Origin of the sequence: Paraburkholderia sabiae (genome assembly GCF_030412785.1) — a bacterium.
Lineage (GTDB): Bacteria > Pseudomonadota > Gammaproteobacteria > Burkholderiales > Burkholderiaceae > Paraburkholderia > Paraburkholderia sabiae.
Map to the genome: position 1 here is coordinate 6507170 of NZ_CP125295.1, position 14695 is coordinate 6521864.

Here is a 14695-nt window from a genome sequence, read left to right on the forward strand (position 1 = left end):
TGATCGGAGGGGGAAACGGCAAGGCGCTCATCGACAGTGCTCGATCAGCGCCTTAGTGCCCGTTCCGCTTTGCGCCCTTACCAGTTATAGGTCAGGCGCGCACTTCCGAGGAACCTCAGCCTGCCAGCTTCGACAGCAGCGGGTTCGCGAACGCAAACAGCATTGCCACACCAACGCCAATCAGGAACGCCGCGTCGATCAGACCAGCCAGCAGGAACATCTTGGTTTGCAGCGGGTTCATCAGTTCCGGCTGGCGAGCGCATGCTTCGATGTACTTGCCGCCCATCAGACCGATACCGATACAGGCGCCGATAGCACCCAGGCCGATGATGATGCCGATACCGATGGCGGTCAGACCCTGGATGTTGGCGATGAAAGCTTGCATGATCACTCCTTGTGAAAAGTCTTTTTGGAACTGGGATTTAAAAAACTACGATTCTTGAAACTCTGATTCTTTCTACGACGCGCCGGGTTAGTGGGTGTCGTGTGCCTGGCCGATGTACACCAGCGTCAGCATCATGAAAATGAACGCCTGCAGCAGCACGATCAGGATGTGGAAGATCGCCCACACGCTGCCTGCGATCACGTGGCCGATGAAGCCAAGCACCGTCGTGTCCGCACCGAAGTTCCAGATGCTGCCAAGCAGGGCAATCAGCAGGAACAGCAGTTCGCCCGCGTACATGTTGCCGAACAGCCGCATGCCGAGGGAGACCGTCTTCGCGACGAACTCGATGATGTTCAGTGCAAGGTTCGGGATCCACAGCAGCGGATGCGCGCCGAACGGAGCGGACAGCAGTTCGTGCACGAAGCCGCCGGCGCCCTTGATCTTGAAGTTGTAGTAAATCATCAGCACGAACACGCCGAGTGCGATGCCGAGCGTGCCGTTCAGGTCGGCCGTCGGAACGATGCGGTGGTGCGAGATGACGCCCGACAGACCGAGCACGTCGATCACGCGGCCCGGCAGGTCGACGGGGAGAAAGTCGAGAGCGTTCATGAGCGCGACCCAGACGAACACGGTCAGCGCGAGCGGTGCGATGAATGCGCGGTTGCCGTGGATCATCGACTTCGATTGATCCTCGACCATTTCGACGAGCATTTCGATCGCGCACTGGAAACGGCCCGGCACGCCGGACGTCGCCTTACGTGCAGCGAGACGCAAAATGAAGATGGTGACGAGACCGCATACGATCGACCAGAAGAGCGTATCGAGATTCCAGACGTGGATGTCGAAAATCGACGTCTGATGAGCGGTGGAAAAGTTCTGCAAGTGGTGCGCAATGTACTCGGACGGATCCAGAGCGCGCGTTCCTTCGCTAGCTGCCATATCGTTAATGCCACCCAAATTGTCGAAAATCTTCCGGGCCGCTCCCGCCGCAATACTGTCTTGCGGGAACACGCCAGCGCGGGTCTCTGTCCAACCCGCGCGCCTCGTTGCTGACGCCTTGCGTCAGCCTAGTGTCTCGCTTGCTTCAACGCCAGGCGAGCGCGATCCAGTACGTCTTGAGAGCGATGAGGTACGTGACGAGCAACGGAATCCACCGTACGTCGTGATACCAGAATGCGATGGCAGTAAACATCGCAATCGTTGTCCCCATCTTGAGCGCTTCGCCGATCATCCAGCTCATCGCCGTTTCGGCGCCGCTCAACTTCTTAAGACGTGCCGCGAACAATGCGCTCGGCACCCAGCAAATCGCTCCTCCCAGGAAGGCGGACAGCGCAGCATCGCCCGGCGGCTTGTAGAACAGCCACCACAACAGCGTCGCACCCAGGGACAAAACCATTTGCGCGACTACGACCTTGAACGGTGTAACGCGCGATGGACGACTCACATTCGGGCCAAACAGCTTTTCGGCCTCAGCCCGCGTGAGCGGAACGATATTGTTATCTTGCTGCTCGGCATCCCATGAGTCGTCATGCGCTGCGCGCTGATCGTCGGGAGTTCGCGAACCGGTGCGATTGTCGCGGTGTTCGTCGTGCCGTTGTTGCGGCGTTTGGTTCGACGCTTTGACCGCCATCGCAGTGGTTCCGCAGAGTCCTGTTCAGCCCGCGAGCTTTCGCACCGCTTACGGGATTGCCTAGCAAATAAATCCGGGCGATTGTAAGCGATAGTTGCAGGCAATTCAAGACTTTAGCCCGGTCAATAACCGGCATGAAACGTCACTTCAGGATACGGGAAAATGCCTATTTTCAGGGCATCGGACGAGAAATGTAAGGCGGTCGCGGGAGACCGGGAAATGGGTGCCGGACTGTGCTATGACGACGCGTTTCAATGCGCATTTTCGTCGTCCGCACAAGTGTCAAAAATGCAACAGCAACCACCCGCCGATCACGCCGCCGACGACCCAAAACGGCACCGAAAACAGGTGAAACTGCGTCCACATGCCGCGCTCTCCTGACAGCCTCATTGCAATCAGATTCGCGAGCGAACCGATCGCGAAACCGAATCCGCCGACGCTCACCCCAAACGCGAGCGCTCGCCAATCCTTCGAGAATTCGGCCAGCATGATGGCCGCGGGGACATTGCTGATGACCTGCGAGAGCACGGCGCCCGCCGCATAGGCGCGCAACGGCGTCGCGAGATGCAACTGCCCGATGGCGTCATGCACCCAAGGCAACGCTGCGACACTTCTCAACACAATGAACATGAACACGAAGATCAGCAGCAAAAGCCAGTCGATCTTCAGAACAATGCGCGGACGCCAGAAGATAAATCCGAGGGCGACGCCGATCAGTCCGATGCCTGCGCGATGCGCATCGGCGAGCAGGACGAATGCAGCAAACAGTATGGCCGCGACGCCAAGTAACGGCCGATCGACAGGATGCGGTTCGGTGTCTTTGGACAGATCCAGCTCGATGCGTTTGAACGACACCGCGGCCAACACATACAGCATGACCATCAGCACAAGGCACAACGGCGCGAGCGCGACCACGAATCCGCCGAACGAGACACCACTCGTCTGCCAGAGAAACAGATTTTGAGGATTGCCCAGCGGGGTGAGTATCGAACCGGCATTCACCGCGATTGCGATGAAAATGACGAGCCGCTTGAGTGGCAGCGGCGTCAACTCGTTCAGCGACAACGCGAGCGGCACAACGACGAACAGCGCGACATCGTTGGTCAGCAATGTGGACAGCGCGGCCGCCAACCCGATCAGCAAATAGGCAAGCGCGCGCTGCGATCGAATGCGATGGACGACGCGATGCGCAAGCCACATCAGGAATCCTGAATATTCGACGGCCTTCGTCAAAATCAGAAGTCCCGCGAGCGTCATCACTGTTTGCCAGTCGACCAGCGCAGGCAGCGATGTGAATGGACGCGGATGAAAAACCTGCAGCGCGATCAATGCAGCGACGAGCACGGTAAGCACCGGCTCTTTCGCCACATAGTGAGTGATCGTGCGCAGCAGGTTTCGATTAGGTTTTAGCGTTCGCTCGGCAGCCGGCATCGGGAAGCTTCTTATGCCGTCGTCGTGTTGCCTCGCAGGCGGGCGAGAATGCCTTCGAGCGCGTCGAGGTCGCCGAAATCGACCTGCACCTGGCCTCGCCCGCGTCGACCGAGCTTGATCTTCACCGTTGCGGCGAGCAGATCGGACAGCTCCTCTTCGAGCCGGCGCGTATCGCGGCCGCCGTCGTTGTTCGCTTTCGCTTTCACGGCGGGCGCAGCCTTCGTCGTCGTCGTGACCAGTTTTTCCGTTTCGCGGACGGACATCCGTTTGTTGATCACCTGATTGGCGAGCGTGATCTGCGTGGCGGCATCGACGGCGAGCAGCGCGCGCGCATGGCCCATGTCGAGGTCGCCGGCGAGCAGCATCGTCTGCACGGGCGAAGCCAGGTTCAACAGACGCAGCAGATTCGACACCGCGCTGCGCGAGCGTCCAACCGATTCAGCCGCCTGTTCATGCGTGAAGCTGAACTCGTCGAGCAAACGCTGGATGCCTTGCGCCTCTTCGAGCGGGTTCAGATCCTCGCGCTGGATGTTCTCGATGAGCGCCATCGCGGCCGCAGCCTGATCGGGCACATCGCGCACCAGCACGGGCACTTCGTCGAGACCCGCCAGACGCGCCGCGCGAAAGCGCCGCTCGCCGGCGATGATCTCGAATTTTTCCGGTGAAACGGGCCGCACGAGAATCGGCTGCATCAAGCCTTGCGCGCGGATGCTGGCCGCCAGCTCCTGCAGCGCGCCCTCGTCCATGCGCGTGCGCGGCTGGTACTTGCCCGCCTGCATCTTGTCGAGCGGCAGCGTGTGCGGCGCGCCGTCGATCTTTACCGCTTCCGTGATGTCCGCGCTTCCGCCGAGCAGCGCTTCCAGCCCCCTGCCCAACCCTTTCTTCCGTGCTACTGCGTTCATCGTGGTTCCTCGATCGGCTTTGGATGATAGTCGCTGCGTCATAGCGCACGCACCCGTTCAATCATTTCGGCGCCGAACTGCACATAAGCCTGCGCGCCGCGCGACGCGCGGTCGAACACGACGCCCGGCAAGCCATAACTCGGCGCCTCGGCAAGTCGCACGTTCCGCGGAATGACGACGTCGAACACCTTGTCGCCAAAATGCTCTTTCAATTGATCCGATACCTGCTGTTGCAGCGTGATGCGCGGATCGAACATCACGCGCAGCAAGCCGATTACCTTCAGGTCGCGATTCAGATTGGCGTGAACCTGCTTGATGGTATTGACGAGGTCCGACAGGCCTTCAAGCGCGAAGTATTCGCATTGCATCGGAATCACGACGCCATGCGCGGCACACAGGCCGTTGAGCGTGAGCAGCGAGAGCGCGGGAGGACAGTCGATCAGGACGAAGTCGTAGTCTTGCACGACGTGCGCGAGCGCTTCTCTGAGCTGTCGCTCGCGGTTTTCCATGCTAACGAGTTCGACTTCGGCGCCCGCCAGTTCGCGATTGGCTGGCAACACGTCATAGGAAACGGATTCCGGCTTGACGCGTGCATCGGCGACCGACACACCGTCGACCAGCACTTCGTACACCGTGTTCTCGCAGGCGGCCTTATCGATGCCGCTGCCCATCGTGGCGTTGCCTTGAGGATCGAGATCGATGAGCAGAACCCGCTGTCCCTGCGATGCGAGGCTCGCGGCGAGATTGACCGCGGTCGTCGTTTTGCCGACTCCCCCCTTCTGGTTCGCAACGCAGAAGATTTTTGCCATCTTTTAGGTGTCCCTTTGCAGCCTGTTTAATGAAATCCCGATTGGTATTCAGCCTACCGTGACTTCGACCAGATGCCGTTCGGCTTCCAGCGATGGCACTTTGAGACGAATCACCTGCTTGACGTGCGCGCCTTCCGGCAAGCGCTCGATTTCCCCATCCGGTCGAACACCCTTCATCGCCCAGATCGCGCCGTTGTCCGCAACGAGGTGACGGGCCAGTGTAACGAAATCCGCGAGTTCTGCGAATGCGCGCGAGACGATCACATCAAACTTTTCTGGAATCTCGACGCCCGGCTGCAGACTTTCGACGCGGCCGGTCACCACAAACAGATTCGTCAGACCAAGTTCCGCCTTGGCCTGCGACTGGAAGGCCGATTTCTTCTGCACGATGTCGTTGACCGTGATCGACCATTCCGGGAATACGATCGCCAGCACGATACCGGGCAATCCACCGCCCGAGCCGACATCCAGCGCCGAGGCAGGCCCGAGCGCAGCCAGATGCGGAACGATCGAAAGGGAATCCAGAATGTGCTGAATCAGCATTTGCCGCGGATCGCGGATCGCCGTCAGGTTGTAGACGGCGTTCCATTTCGCCAGCAATGCAACGTAGTCGAGCAGTTTGGCCTTTTGCTCCGGGCTCAGGTCGATGCCCAACTCACGCAGGCCTTCGTCCAGCAGACCGGCGAGCGCATCCCGCCCCGCCGCCGTGTTGGAACGCGCCGTCATTGAGCCACCGGCGAGTTGTCGGTGCCAGCATCCGCGGGTTTCTGCGCGCGTCGGCCGAGACCGCGCTTCAGATGGACCATCAACAGCGAGATCGCGGCCGGTGTAATGCCCGAAATGCGCGACGCCTGCCCGATCGTTTCCGGCCGGAATTGCGTCAGCTTCTGGCGTGCTTCGAACGACAATCCGCGCACTTCGGCGTAATCGAGATTTTCCGGCAGCCGGGTGTTCTCGTGTGCTTCGTTGCGCTCGATCTCCCCTGCTTGTCGCTCGATATACCCCTGATATTTGACGCCGATCTCGATCTGCTCCTTGATCTGCGCCAGCAGCACATCGTCGTCCGCAAGCGTTTCAGCGGGCCCGCAGGTGCCTTCGCGCAACGCGCAAACGCCGTCGTAGGACACGCCGGGGCGCCGCAAAAGGTCGGCGAGGCTGTATTCGTGGTCGATCGGTTTGCCGAGCAAAGCAGTCGCTTCCTCAGACGAAAGCGTCTTCGGATTCACCCAAGTCGTCCGCAGTCGCTCTGTTTCACGTGAAACAGCGTCGCGCTTGCGGCTGAACGCGTCCCAGCGGACATCGTCGACCACACCCAGCTCACGACCAATCTCCGTCAGACGCATGTCTGCGTTGTCCTCACGCAGGCTCAAGCGGTATTCCGCACGGCTGGTGAACATGCGATACGGCTCCGAAACACCGCGCGTCACCAGATCGTCCACCAGCACGCCCAGATACGCCTGATCGCGGCGCGGGCACCACGCGTCCTTGCCCTGGACGTACAAACCGGCGTTGATACCTGCCAGCAAGCCTTGCGCAGCCGCTTCTTCGTAACCCGTGGTTCCGTTGATCTGGCCGGCAAAGAACAGGCCGTTGATCACCTTCGTCTCCAACGACGCCTTCAATCCGCGCGGATCGAAGTAGTCGTACTCGATCGCGTAGCCGGGACGCAGGATGTGCGCATGCTCCAGACCGACCATCGAACGCACCAGCTCCAGCTGGACATCAAAAGGCAGGCTCGTCGAGATACCGTTCGGGTAGAACTCGTTGGTGGTCAGCCCTTCCGGCTCCAGGAAGATCTGGTGTGATTCCTTGGATGCGAAGCGATGAATCTTGTCTTCGATCGATGGGCAGTAACGCGGTCCAACGCCCTCGATAACGCCCGTGTACATCGGCGAGCGGTCCAAACCGCTGCGGATGATGTCGTGCGTCTGAGCGTTGGTGTGCGTGACCCAGCACGGAACCTGTCGCGGATGCTGTTCGACTCGACCGAGGAACGAGAAAACCGGGATCGGATCGAGATCGCCCGGCTGCTCTTCGAGCTTCGAGAAATCGATCGTGCGTCCGTCGATTCGCGGCGGCGTCCCCGTCTTCAGGCGCCCTTGCGGGAGCTTCAACTCCTTCAGGCGTGCCGACAGTGACACGGCCGCAGGATCCCCTGCCCGTCCGCCCGTGTAGTTGTTCAGGCCGACGTGGATCTTTCCATCGAGGAACGTGCCAGCGGTCAAAACCACCGCACGCGAGCGGAATCGCACGCCAACCTGCGTCACAGCACCGACGACACGGTCGCCTTCGACCATCAAATCATCGACGGATTGCTGGAAAAGCCAAAGATTCGGCTGATTTTCGAGCCGGTGACGGATTGCCGCCTTGTACAGAATGCGGTCAGCCTGAGCGCGCGTGGCCCGAACAGCAGGCCCCTTCGACGAATTCAGGATGCGGAACTGGATGCCGCCTTCATCGGTGGCAGCCGCCATCGCGCCGCCAAGCGCGTCGACTTCCTTCACCAGATGGCCTTTGCCAATGCCGCCAATCGACGGATTGCAGCTCATCTGGCCGAGGGTTTCGATATTGTGGGTCAGCAAGAGGGTCTTGTTGCCCATGCGCGCGGACGCCAGTGCGGCTTCCGTGCCGGCATGACCGCCGCCAACGACGATTACGTCAAACTCTGTGGGATAAAGCATCGCGGATCTCACGCAGGATCCAGCGTGAGCCTAAAAAAGAAAAAGTATGGGCGAAATTATAGCGGGTTCGCTTTCGGCCCGAATTCCGTCCGATCGGCATAAGACAAAAAAAAGCGGCGTGTTTCACGTGAAACACGCCGCTCGTTTGACAGCTAAACCGCCAGAAGATCCTTCGACTACGCGACTTTCTTCGTCAGCCCCAGATAGGTTTCGATCACACGCGGGTTTTGCGCCAGCGCATTGGCCTCCCCTTCCAGCGCCAGCTCACCGGTCTCGAGAACATAGCCATAGTCCGAAATCTGCAGTGCGGCGCGCGCATTCTGTTCGATCAACAGCGTGGCAACGCCTGTCTGCCGCAGCGCGCTAATGATGTGAAAAATCTCCTTCACGATCAAAGGCGCCAAGCCCAAGCTCGGTTCATCAAGCATCAGCAGGTCCGGCTTGCCCATCAGCGCCCGGCCGACTGCCAGCATCTGCCGTTCTCCGCCGGACAGCGTTCCCGCCGCCTGCTTGCGGCGCTCCTTCAGCCTCGGAAACAACTGGAAAACGGGCTCCAGCTGGTCGAGAAAGTTGCGCTCCCCAGCCCGCTTGCGCCGATACGCGCCGAGAATCAGGTTGTCTTCGACCGTCATCGCGGCAAACAACTCGCGTTTCTCCGGCACGAGGCACATGCCGCGCGCGACACGCTTTTCGACGGGCACGTGGCTCACGTCTTCATCGCGATACATGATCGCGCCCTTCGCGTGTCCGGTCACCGGCAACGCACCCATGATCGCGTTGAGCAGCGTCGACTTGCCGGCGCCATTCGGACCAATGACAGAGACGATCTGCCCCGGGCGCACCGCAATCTTCGCGCCGTGCAACGCTTCGACCTTCCCGTAGCGGACGGAAAGGCTGCTCACTTCGAGAATCGGCGATGCCGTTGTCTGATCTGCCATCACTCCACCCCACCCAGATAGGCTTCCAGCACCGCGGGATCGTTCTGCACGTCCTGTGGCAAACCTTCCGCAATTCGCGTCCCAAACTCCATCACCACCAGCCGATCCGTCAGATTCATCACGAAATCCATATCGTGCTCGACGAGCAATACGCTCATGCCTTCCTCGCGGAGCTTGCGCAGGAGCGTCGCAAGCTGCTGCTTCTCCTGATAACGCAAACCGGCCGCCGGTTCGTCGAGCAACAGTAGCGTCGGATCGCAGCACAGTGCCCGCGCAATTTCCAGAATCCGCTGCTTGCCAAGCGCGAGACTGCCTGCCTCGTCGTACATATGCTCTTCGAGACCTACCCGGCGAATCTGCCGCGCCGCTTCCGCCATCAGACGCGCTTCCTCCGCCGCGTTCAGACGCGCCACGCTGCGCCATACGCCCGCATGACCGCGCAGGTGCGCGCCAATCGCGACGTTCTCCAGCACCGTCATCCCTGGCAGCAATTTGACGTGCTGGAACGTCCGACCGATGCCACGTTTAACAATTTCACGTGAATTGAGCGCGTCGATGCGCTCACCGCGGAACGAGATCGCGCCGCTGGTCGCTTGCAGGACGCCCGTGACCAGGTTGAACGTCGTCGATTTGCCGGCGCCGTTCGGGCCGATCAAACCGATAATCTGCCCCGCCTTCACCTCGAAGCTGACGTCATTCACGGCGACAAGTCCGCCGAACTGCTTGCGCGCCTTGTCGACGACGAGCAGCGACTCGCCGGTTGCAGGCTTGCTGCGCTGCGGCAACGCATCGGCGTGATCCGGCACATGCGCACGCGGGCCGCGCGGGAAGATGCGTGCCACGAACGGCCAAACGCCTTGCCGTGCGTATTGCAGCAGCAGCACCATCAGAATGCCGAAGACAATAATTTCGAAGTTGCCGTTCTCACCCAGCAGCTTCGGCAGCAGCGTCTGCAAATAGTCCTGCAACACGGTCAGGATCGCCGCGCCCAGCACCGCGCCCCACACGTGCGCCACGCCGCCGACCACCGCCATGAACAGAAACTCGATACCGTGATTGAGGCCGAACGGCGTCGGGTTCACCGCACGCTGCAGATGCGCGTAGAGAAAGCCCGAAATCGCCGCCAGCACCGCTGCATAGACGAAAATCACGACGCGCATCCACGCCGTATTCACGCCCATCGCTTCCGCCATCAGCCCGCCGCCGCGCAGCGCGCGAATCGCCCGCCCCGGCCGGCTATTAAGCAAGTTTTGAACAGACACGACAGCGACGAGTACGACGACCCAGATCAGGTAGTAGATATGTCGGCCGGACTCCAGATTGATGCCGAGCACGTTCAACACCGGAATGCCGTTGATGCCGTCGTACTTGCCGAGCATCTCCATGTTGCCAAACAGGAAGAACAGCGCGAGGCCCCACGCGATCGTCCCCAGCGGCAGGAAGTGCCCGGACAGCCGCATCGTGACGGCGCCTAACAGCAGCGCTATCAGGGCCGTCAGCACGACGCCGGCGATCAGTGCAAGCCAAGGTGACACGCCGAGCTGCGTCGTCATATACGCGGTCGTATAGGCGCCGACGCCGACGAAAGCGGCCTGCCCGAAGCTCGTCATTCCGCCGATACCCGTCAGCAGCACGAGCCCGATCGCCACGATCGAATACAGCCCGATGTAGTTGAGCAGCGTCACCCAGTATTCAGGCACGCGGATCGGCTGCGGCAGCACGGGCAGCGCGAACATCACGACGAGGAAAATCCAGAAGAACTTGTTTTTCATGATGCGGTTCATCGCGTCACTCCTCCTCTTCTTCCGCGTGCGGGCTGGCGAGACTCCGCCAGAGCAGCACGGGGATGATCAGCGTGAACACGATCACTTCCTTATACGAGCTGGCCCAGAACGACGAATACGACTCCAGCAGACCAACGAGGATCGATCCCGCAGCCGCCAGCGGATAGCTGACCAGCCCGCCGATAATCGCCCCCACGAAGCCCTTCAGACCGATCAGGAAGCCCGAGTCGTAATAGATGGTCGTCAGCGGCGCGACGAGGATCCCGCACAGCACGCCGAGGCCTGCTGCGAGCGTGAACGCGAGCCGCCCCGCCTGCGTCGTGCCGATACCGACGAGCCGTGCGCCAAGCCGGTTCACCGACGTCGCGCGCAGCGCCTTGCCGGAGATCGAGCGATCGAAGTACACGTACAGCACGCCGATCATCACGATGGCCACGCCGATCACCCACACGCTCTGTCCCGAGATCGACAGGCTGCCGATGTTGAACGTGGAATCGGTGAAGGCGTTGGTGCGCGAGCCTTCCGCGCCGAACATCACGAGCCCGAGTCCAACCATCGCGAAGTGCACGGCGACGGACACGATCAGCAGCAACAGCGTCGTCGCTTCGGCAACCGGCTCGTAGGCGAGGCGATAGACGAACGGCCCCATCGGCACGACGATCAGCAGCGTCAGCGCGATCTGCGCGACCATCGGCAGCGGTTGCATGAAGACGCCACGCGTGACGGCATAGACGGCGATCGGAAACAGCAGATACTTGCCGACCAGCGTCACGAGCGTGCGCGCCGCGTGACGCCGCCGCTCCGGATGCCGCGCCATAGCGACCACGTCGACGACGAAGCACGCGAGCCCCATCGCCATCAGCAGCCAGCACGTCGCCGGAAACTTCTGCGTCTGCAAGGCCGCGAGCGTCAGCGCGCCGTACGAAACGAACTCCCCTTGCGGGATGAAAATGGCGCGCGTCACGGAGAACACCAGCACCAACGCAAGCGCGAGCAATGCGTAGATCGCGCCGGTCGTGATGCCGTCCTGCGCGAGGATCGCCGCAATTGATAGATCCATACTTCCTCGTCCTGAAACGTCGAAATCGAAACTTAGAGACAGTGAGAGCCGGCCGAACATCTGCCAGCCACGAAGCGAAGCCGAAACACATAAAACAACTGCCGCGCCTAAGATACGGCGCGGCAGAGCTTGCCATTGTTATCGATCAGAATTGCCAGCGCGGCTTAAGAGCTTTCTCATACGCTCGTCGCCACGCCTTGCGCGAGAGGCGCGTACCTTCTTAGTCGTTTTGGAGTTTCCACTTGCCATCCGAGATCTCGACGATCACGCGTGCGCGCTTGTCGAGACCGTTGTGATCGGTGGTCGTGATGTTCATGATGCCGTGCGAGAGTGGCAAGTCCTTGACGTTCTCGAGTGCCTCGCGCAATGCGACGCGGAACGCTTCCGTACCCGGCTGGCCCTTCTTCAGCGCCTCGGGAATCGCGCGCTGGAGCATCTGGCCTGCATCCCATGCGTGACCGCCGAACGTCGCCACAGAACCTGCGCCATAGGCCTTCTCATATGCGTTCTTGTAGGCCAGCGACGACTTCTTCACAGGGTTCGAATCCGGCAGCTGATCGGCGACGAGAATCGGGCCTGCGGGCAGCAATTCGCCTTCGCAGTCCTTGCCGCACACACGCAGGAAGTCGTTGTTCGCGACGCCGTGCGTCTGATAGATCTTGCCCTTGTAGCCGCGCTCCTTGAGCGCCTTCGCAGGCAGCGCCGACGGCGTGCCCGAACCGGCGATCAGCACCGCATCCGGATTCGATGCAGCGATCTTCAGCACCTGCCCCGTCACCGATGCATCGGTACGGTTATAGCGCTCATTCGCGACGAGCTTCAGATGATGCGCTTCCGCTGCCTTGCTGAACACGTTGTACCAGTTCTCGCCATACGCATCCGCGAAGCCGATGAACGCGACCGACTTCACGCCGTGCTTCTCCATGTACTCGGCGATTGCATCGGCCATGAGGCCGTCGTTCTGCGGCGTCTTGAATGCCCACGAACGCTTCGCGTCCATCGGCGAAATGATGGCCGCAGACGCCGCGAGCGAGATCATCGGCGTCTTGCCTTCGGAAATGGGATCGAGCATCGCGAGCGAATTCGGCGTGACCGTCGAACCGATGATCGCATCGACGTGATCTTCGTCGATCAGCTTGCGCGTGTTCTGCACGGCGCGGCTCGTGTCGGATGCATCGTCGAGCACGATGTACTGCACGCTCTTGCCTGCGATCTCCTTCGGCAACAGTGCAATAGTGTTCTTCTCAGGGATACCGAGCGATGCAGCGGGCCCCGTCGTCGACAGCGTGACGCCGATCTTCACCTGCGCGATCGCTGCACTCGTTCCGCACACGAGCGCCATCGCGATCGCAGTACGGACCCACAGTTTTGTCTTTTTCATTTGCTTGTCTCCAAACGCTTTAAATGCGTGTCGTAATCCAGTTCGAGAACCGGGTAACTGAATCTAGTTATCGGGTATAAGCCTGCCAAGCATGGTTTTCCCTGCTCGTTGCAATTGCGTCAAACGCAGGCCCTACCGCTTTAGTGATCTCCCTTCTGCAACCTTATTCAGACATCTCGCATGCAATAAAAAAGACGCGTCAACTGCTCGCGTCTTTTTTGTTAATTCGGATGCGTTAATTCGCCTCGCTTAATCGGAAGCAAGCTTCCATTTGCCGTCGACGATTTGCACCATCACGCGTGCCCGCTGATCGAGGCCCGCGTGATCGTTCGCGCTCATGTTGAAGATGCCGTGCGAGCCCGGCAGATCTTTCGTGCCTTCAAGGGCTGCACGCAGTGCTTCACGGAATTGCGGCGTACCCGGCTGGCCCTTCTTCAGCGCAAGAGGAATCGCATGTTGCAGCAGCAGGCCAGCGTCCCACGCGTGACCACCGAACGTCGAAATCGAACCTGCGCCATTCGCGCCTTCATACGCATGCTTGTACGCGAGCGAAGCCTTCTTCACAGGATTCGAATCGGGCAATTGATCCGCGACGAGCAGCGGACCTGCGGGCAGATACGTGCCTTCGCAATCCTTGCCGCACACGCGCAGGAAATCGTTATTCGCGACGCCGTGCGTCTGATAGTACTTGCCCTTGTAGCCGCGTTCGCGCAGCGTCTTCTCCGGCAGCGCGGCCGGCGTGCCCGCGCCGGCGATCAGCACGGCATCCGGGTTCTGCGACATCATCTTGAGCACCTGGCCCGTCACCGACGCATCGTTTCGCGCGAAACGTTCATTCGCGACGACCTTGATCTTCTTGAGATCGGCGGCCTTGGTGAATTCCTTGAACCAGCTTTCGCCGTATGCGTCCGAGAAGCCGATGAAGGCCACCGTCTTCACGCCGTGATTGGACATGTGTTGCGCGATAGCCGTCGCCATCAGGATGTCGTTCTGCGGAGTCTTGAAGACCCACGAACGCTTCGCATCCATCGGTTCGACGATCGATGCCGCCGCAGCCATCGAGATCATCGGCGTTTGCGTTTCATTGGCGATGTCGATCATCGCGAGCGAATTCGGCACGACGGTCGAGCCGATCATTGCGTCGACGTGATCTTCGCTGGTGAGCTTGCGCGCGTTCTTGACGGCTTGCGTCGAATCCGTCGCGTCGTCGAGCACGATGTAGTCGATCTTCTGGCCCGCGATTTCCTTCGGCAGAAGCGCGCTGGTGTTCTTCTCCGGAATGCCGAGCGAGGCCGCTGGACCCGTCGCCGACACCGTCATGCCGATCTTCACATCCGCGCTTGCCGCGCCGCTATAGGTTGCGCACACGCCTGCCGCGACGAGTGCCGCGCTGATCCACCGCAATGCCGACTTCATTCCGCTCCTCTGCCCCGATGTTCGAATTGATTCGAGTATTCCAAATGCCGACCCGATGGTCGGCGAATGGCGAGTGTAGCGGACGCATACCACGCGCGGCAAGCGCTTTGAAGGCTTTGAATCTTTGGGGAAAACGCTGTGTGCGGCGGGAAGAAAAGCGCCAGATTTACAACGTGGCGCGGCGCGCGATGAGCGCTTGAAAATACGGCTTTGGACAGCAGAAAAGTAAAAAGCGCTGTTGGACCTAATCCAACAGCGCTTTTGTATGGGCACTTTTG

Annotated in this window: 13 protein-coding genes; all 13 read right to left on the bottom strand. The window is 60.4% G+C overall.

What is annotated here, in order from left to right; genetic code table 11:
* Window positions 1–115: 115 nt before the first annotated feature.
* Complete coding sequence (gene atpE, locus QEN71_RS29310; protein WP_007180033.1) at window positions 116–385, bottom strand: F0F1 ATP synthase subunit C; 270 nt, start codon at window positions 383–385, stop codon at window positions 116–118.
* A gap of 87 nt (window positions 386–472) precedes the next feature.
* The gene (atpB, locus tag QEN71_RS29315) at window positions 473–1324 is read right to left on the bottom strand and encodes a F0F1 ATP synthase subunit A (RefSeq protein ID WP_201648828.1); all 852 of its coding nucleotides are present in this window, start codon (window positions 1322–1324) and stop codon (window positions 473–475) included.
* Window positions 1325–1469: 145 nt separating this feature from the next.
* Window positions 1470–2015, bottom strand: a complete 546-nt coding sequence (locus QEN71_RS29320) for an ATP synthase subunit I (RefSeq protein WP_201648827.1) — start codon at window positions 2013–2015, stop codon at window positions 1470–1472.
* Between the two features lie 282 nt (window positions 2016–2297).
* The gene (locus QEN71_RS29325) at window positions 2298–3446 is read right to left on the bottom strand and encodes a sodium:proton antiporter (protein ID WP_201648826.1); all 1149 of its coding nucleotides are present in this window, start codon (window positions 3444–3446) and stop codon (window positions 2298–2300) included.
* 11 nt (window positions 3447–3457) lie between these two features.
* Entirely contained in the window at window positions 3458–4348 is an 891-nt protein-coding gene (locus tag QEN71_RS29330) for a ParB/RepB/Spo0J family partition protein (RefSeq protein ID WP_201648825.1), read from the bottom strand.
* A 38-nt stretch (window positions 4349–4386) separates the two neighbouring features.
* Entirely contained in the window at window positions 4387–5157 is a 771-nt protein-coding gene (locus QEN71_RS29335; protein WP_147234165.1) for a ParA family protein, read from the bottom strand.
* Between the two features lie 48 nt (window positions 5158–5205).
* Complete coding sequence (gene rsmG, locus QEN71_RS29340; protein ID WP_201648824.1) at window positions 5206–5883, bottom strand: 16S rRNA (guanine(527)-N(7))-methyltransferase RsmG; 678 nt, start codon at window positions 5881–5883, stop codon at window positions 5206–5208.
* Window positions 5880–7838 (bottom strand): tRNA uridine-5-carboxymethylaminomethyl(34) synthesis enzyme MnmG, encoded by a 1959-nt coding sequence (gene mnmG, locus QEN71_RS29345; protein WP_201648823.1) that lies wholly within the window; start codon window positions 7836–7838, stop codon window positions 5880–5882. The genes rsmG and mnmG overlap by 4 nt, the downstream gene beginning before the upstream one ends.
* Window positions 7839–8014: 176 nt before the next feature.
* Window positions 8015–8776 carry an ABC transporter ATP-binding protein gene (locus QEN71_RS29350; protein WP_201648822.1) on the bottom strand — a complete coding sequence of 254 codons (762 nt, stop codon included), beginning with the start codon at window positions 8774–8776 and terminating at the stop codon, window positions 8015–8017.
* Window positions 8776–10560 carry a branched-chain amino acid ABC transporter ATP-binding protein/permease gene (locus QEN71_RS29355; RefSeq protein ID WP_201648821.1) on the bottom strand — a complete coding sequence of 595 codons (1785 nt, stop codon included), beginning with the start codon at window positions 10558–10560 and terminating at the stop codon, window positions 8776–8778. The genes QEN71_RS29350 and QEN71_RS29355 overlap by 1 nt, the downstream gene beginning before the upstream one ends.
* 4 nt (window positions 10561–10564) lie before the next feature.
* Window positions 10565–11620 carry a branched-chain amino acid ABC transporter permease gene (locus tag QEN71_RS29360; protein ID WP_201648820.1) on the bottom strand — a complete coding sequence of 352 codons (1056 nt, stop codon included), beginning with the start codon at window positions 11618–11620 and terminating at the stop codon, window positions 10565–10567.
* Between the two features lie 220 nt (window positions 11621–11840).
* A complete protein-coding gene (locus QEN71_RS29365) occupies window positions 11841–13001 on the bottom strand; it encodes an ABC transporter substrate-binding protein (RefSeq protein WP_201648819.1) in 1161 nt (386 codons plus the stop codon).
* Window positions 13002–13250: 249 nt separating this feature from the next.
* On the bottom strand, window positions 13251–14417 hold the full coding sequence (locus tag QEN71_RS29370) for an ABC transporter substrate-binding protein (protein ID WP_201648818.1): 1167 nt from the start codon (window positions 14415–14417) through the stop codon (window positions 13251–13253).
* Between the last annotated feature and the right edge of the window lie 278 nt (window positions 14418–14695).

Coding starts and splice junctions, on each gene's coding strand:
- atpE (WP_007180033.1), bottom strand. CDS start 385: ATGCAAGCTTTCATCGCCAACATCCAGGGTCTGACCGCCATCGGTATC.
- atpB (WP_201648828.1), bottom strand. CDS start 1,324: ATGGCAGCTAGCGAAGGAACGCGCGCTCTGGATCCGTCCGAGTACATT.
- QEN71_RS29320 (WP_201648827.1), bottom strand. CDS start 2,015: ATGGCGGTCAAAGCGTCGAACCAAACGCCGCAACAACGGCACGACGAA.
- QEN71_RS29325 (WP_201648826.1), bottom strand. CDS start 3,446: ATGCCGGCTGCCGAGCGAACGCTAAAACCTAATCGAAACCTGCTGCGC.
- QEN71_RS29330 (WP_201648825.1), bottom strand. CDS start 4,348: ATGAACGCAGTAGCACGGAAGAAAGGGTTGGGCAGGGGGCTGGAAGCG.
- QEN71_RS29335 (WP_147234165.1), bottom strand. CDS start 5,157: ATGGCAAAAATCTTCTGCGTTGCGAACCAGAAGGGGGGAGTCGGCAAA.
- rsmG (WP_201648824.1), bottom strand. CDS start 5,883: ATGACGGCGCGTTCCAACACGGCGGCGGGGCGGGATGCGCTCGCCGGT.
- mnmG (WP_201648823.1), bottom strand. CDS start 7,838: ATGCTTTATCCCACAGAGTTTGACGTAATCGTCGTTGGCGGCGGTCAT.
- QEN71_RS29350 (WP_201648822.1), bottom strand. CDS start 8,776: ATGGCAGATCAGACAACGGCATCGCCGATTCTCGAAGTGAGCAGCCTT.
- QEN71_RS29355 (WP_201648821.1), bottom strand. CDS start 10,560: ATGAACCGCATCATGAAAAACAAGTTCTTCTGGATTTTCCTCGTCGTG.
- QEN71_RS29360 (WP_201648820.1), bottom strand. CDS start 11,620: ATGGATCTATCAATTGCGGCGATCCTCGCGCAGGACGGCATCACGACC.
- QEN71_RS29365 (WP_201648819.1), bottom strand. CDS start 13,001: ATGAAAAAGACAAAACTGTGGGTCCGTACTGCGATCGCGATGGCGCTC.
- QEN71_RS29370 (WP_201648818.1), bottom strand. CDS start 14,417: ATGAAGTCGGCATTGCGGTGGATCAGCGCGGCACTCGTCGCGGCAGGC.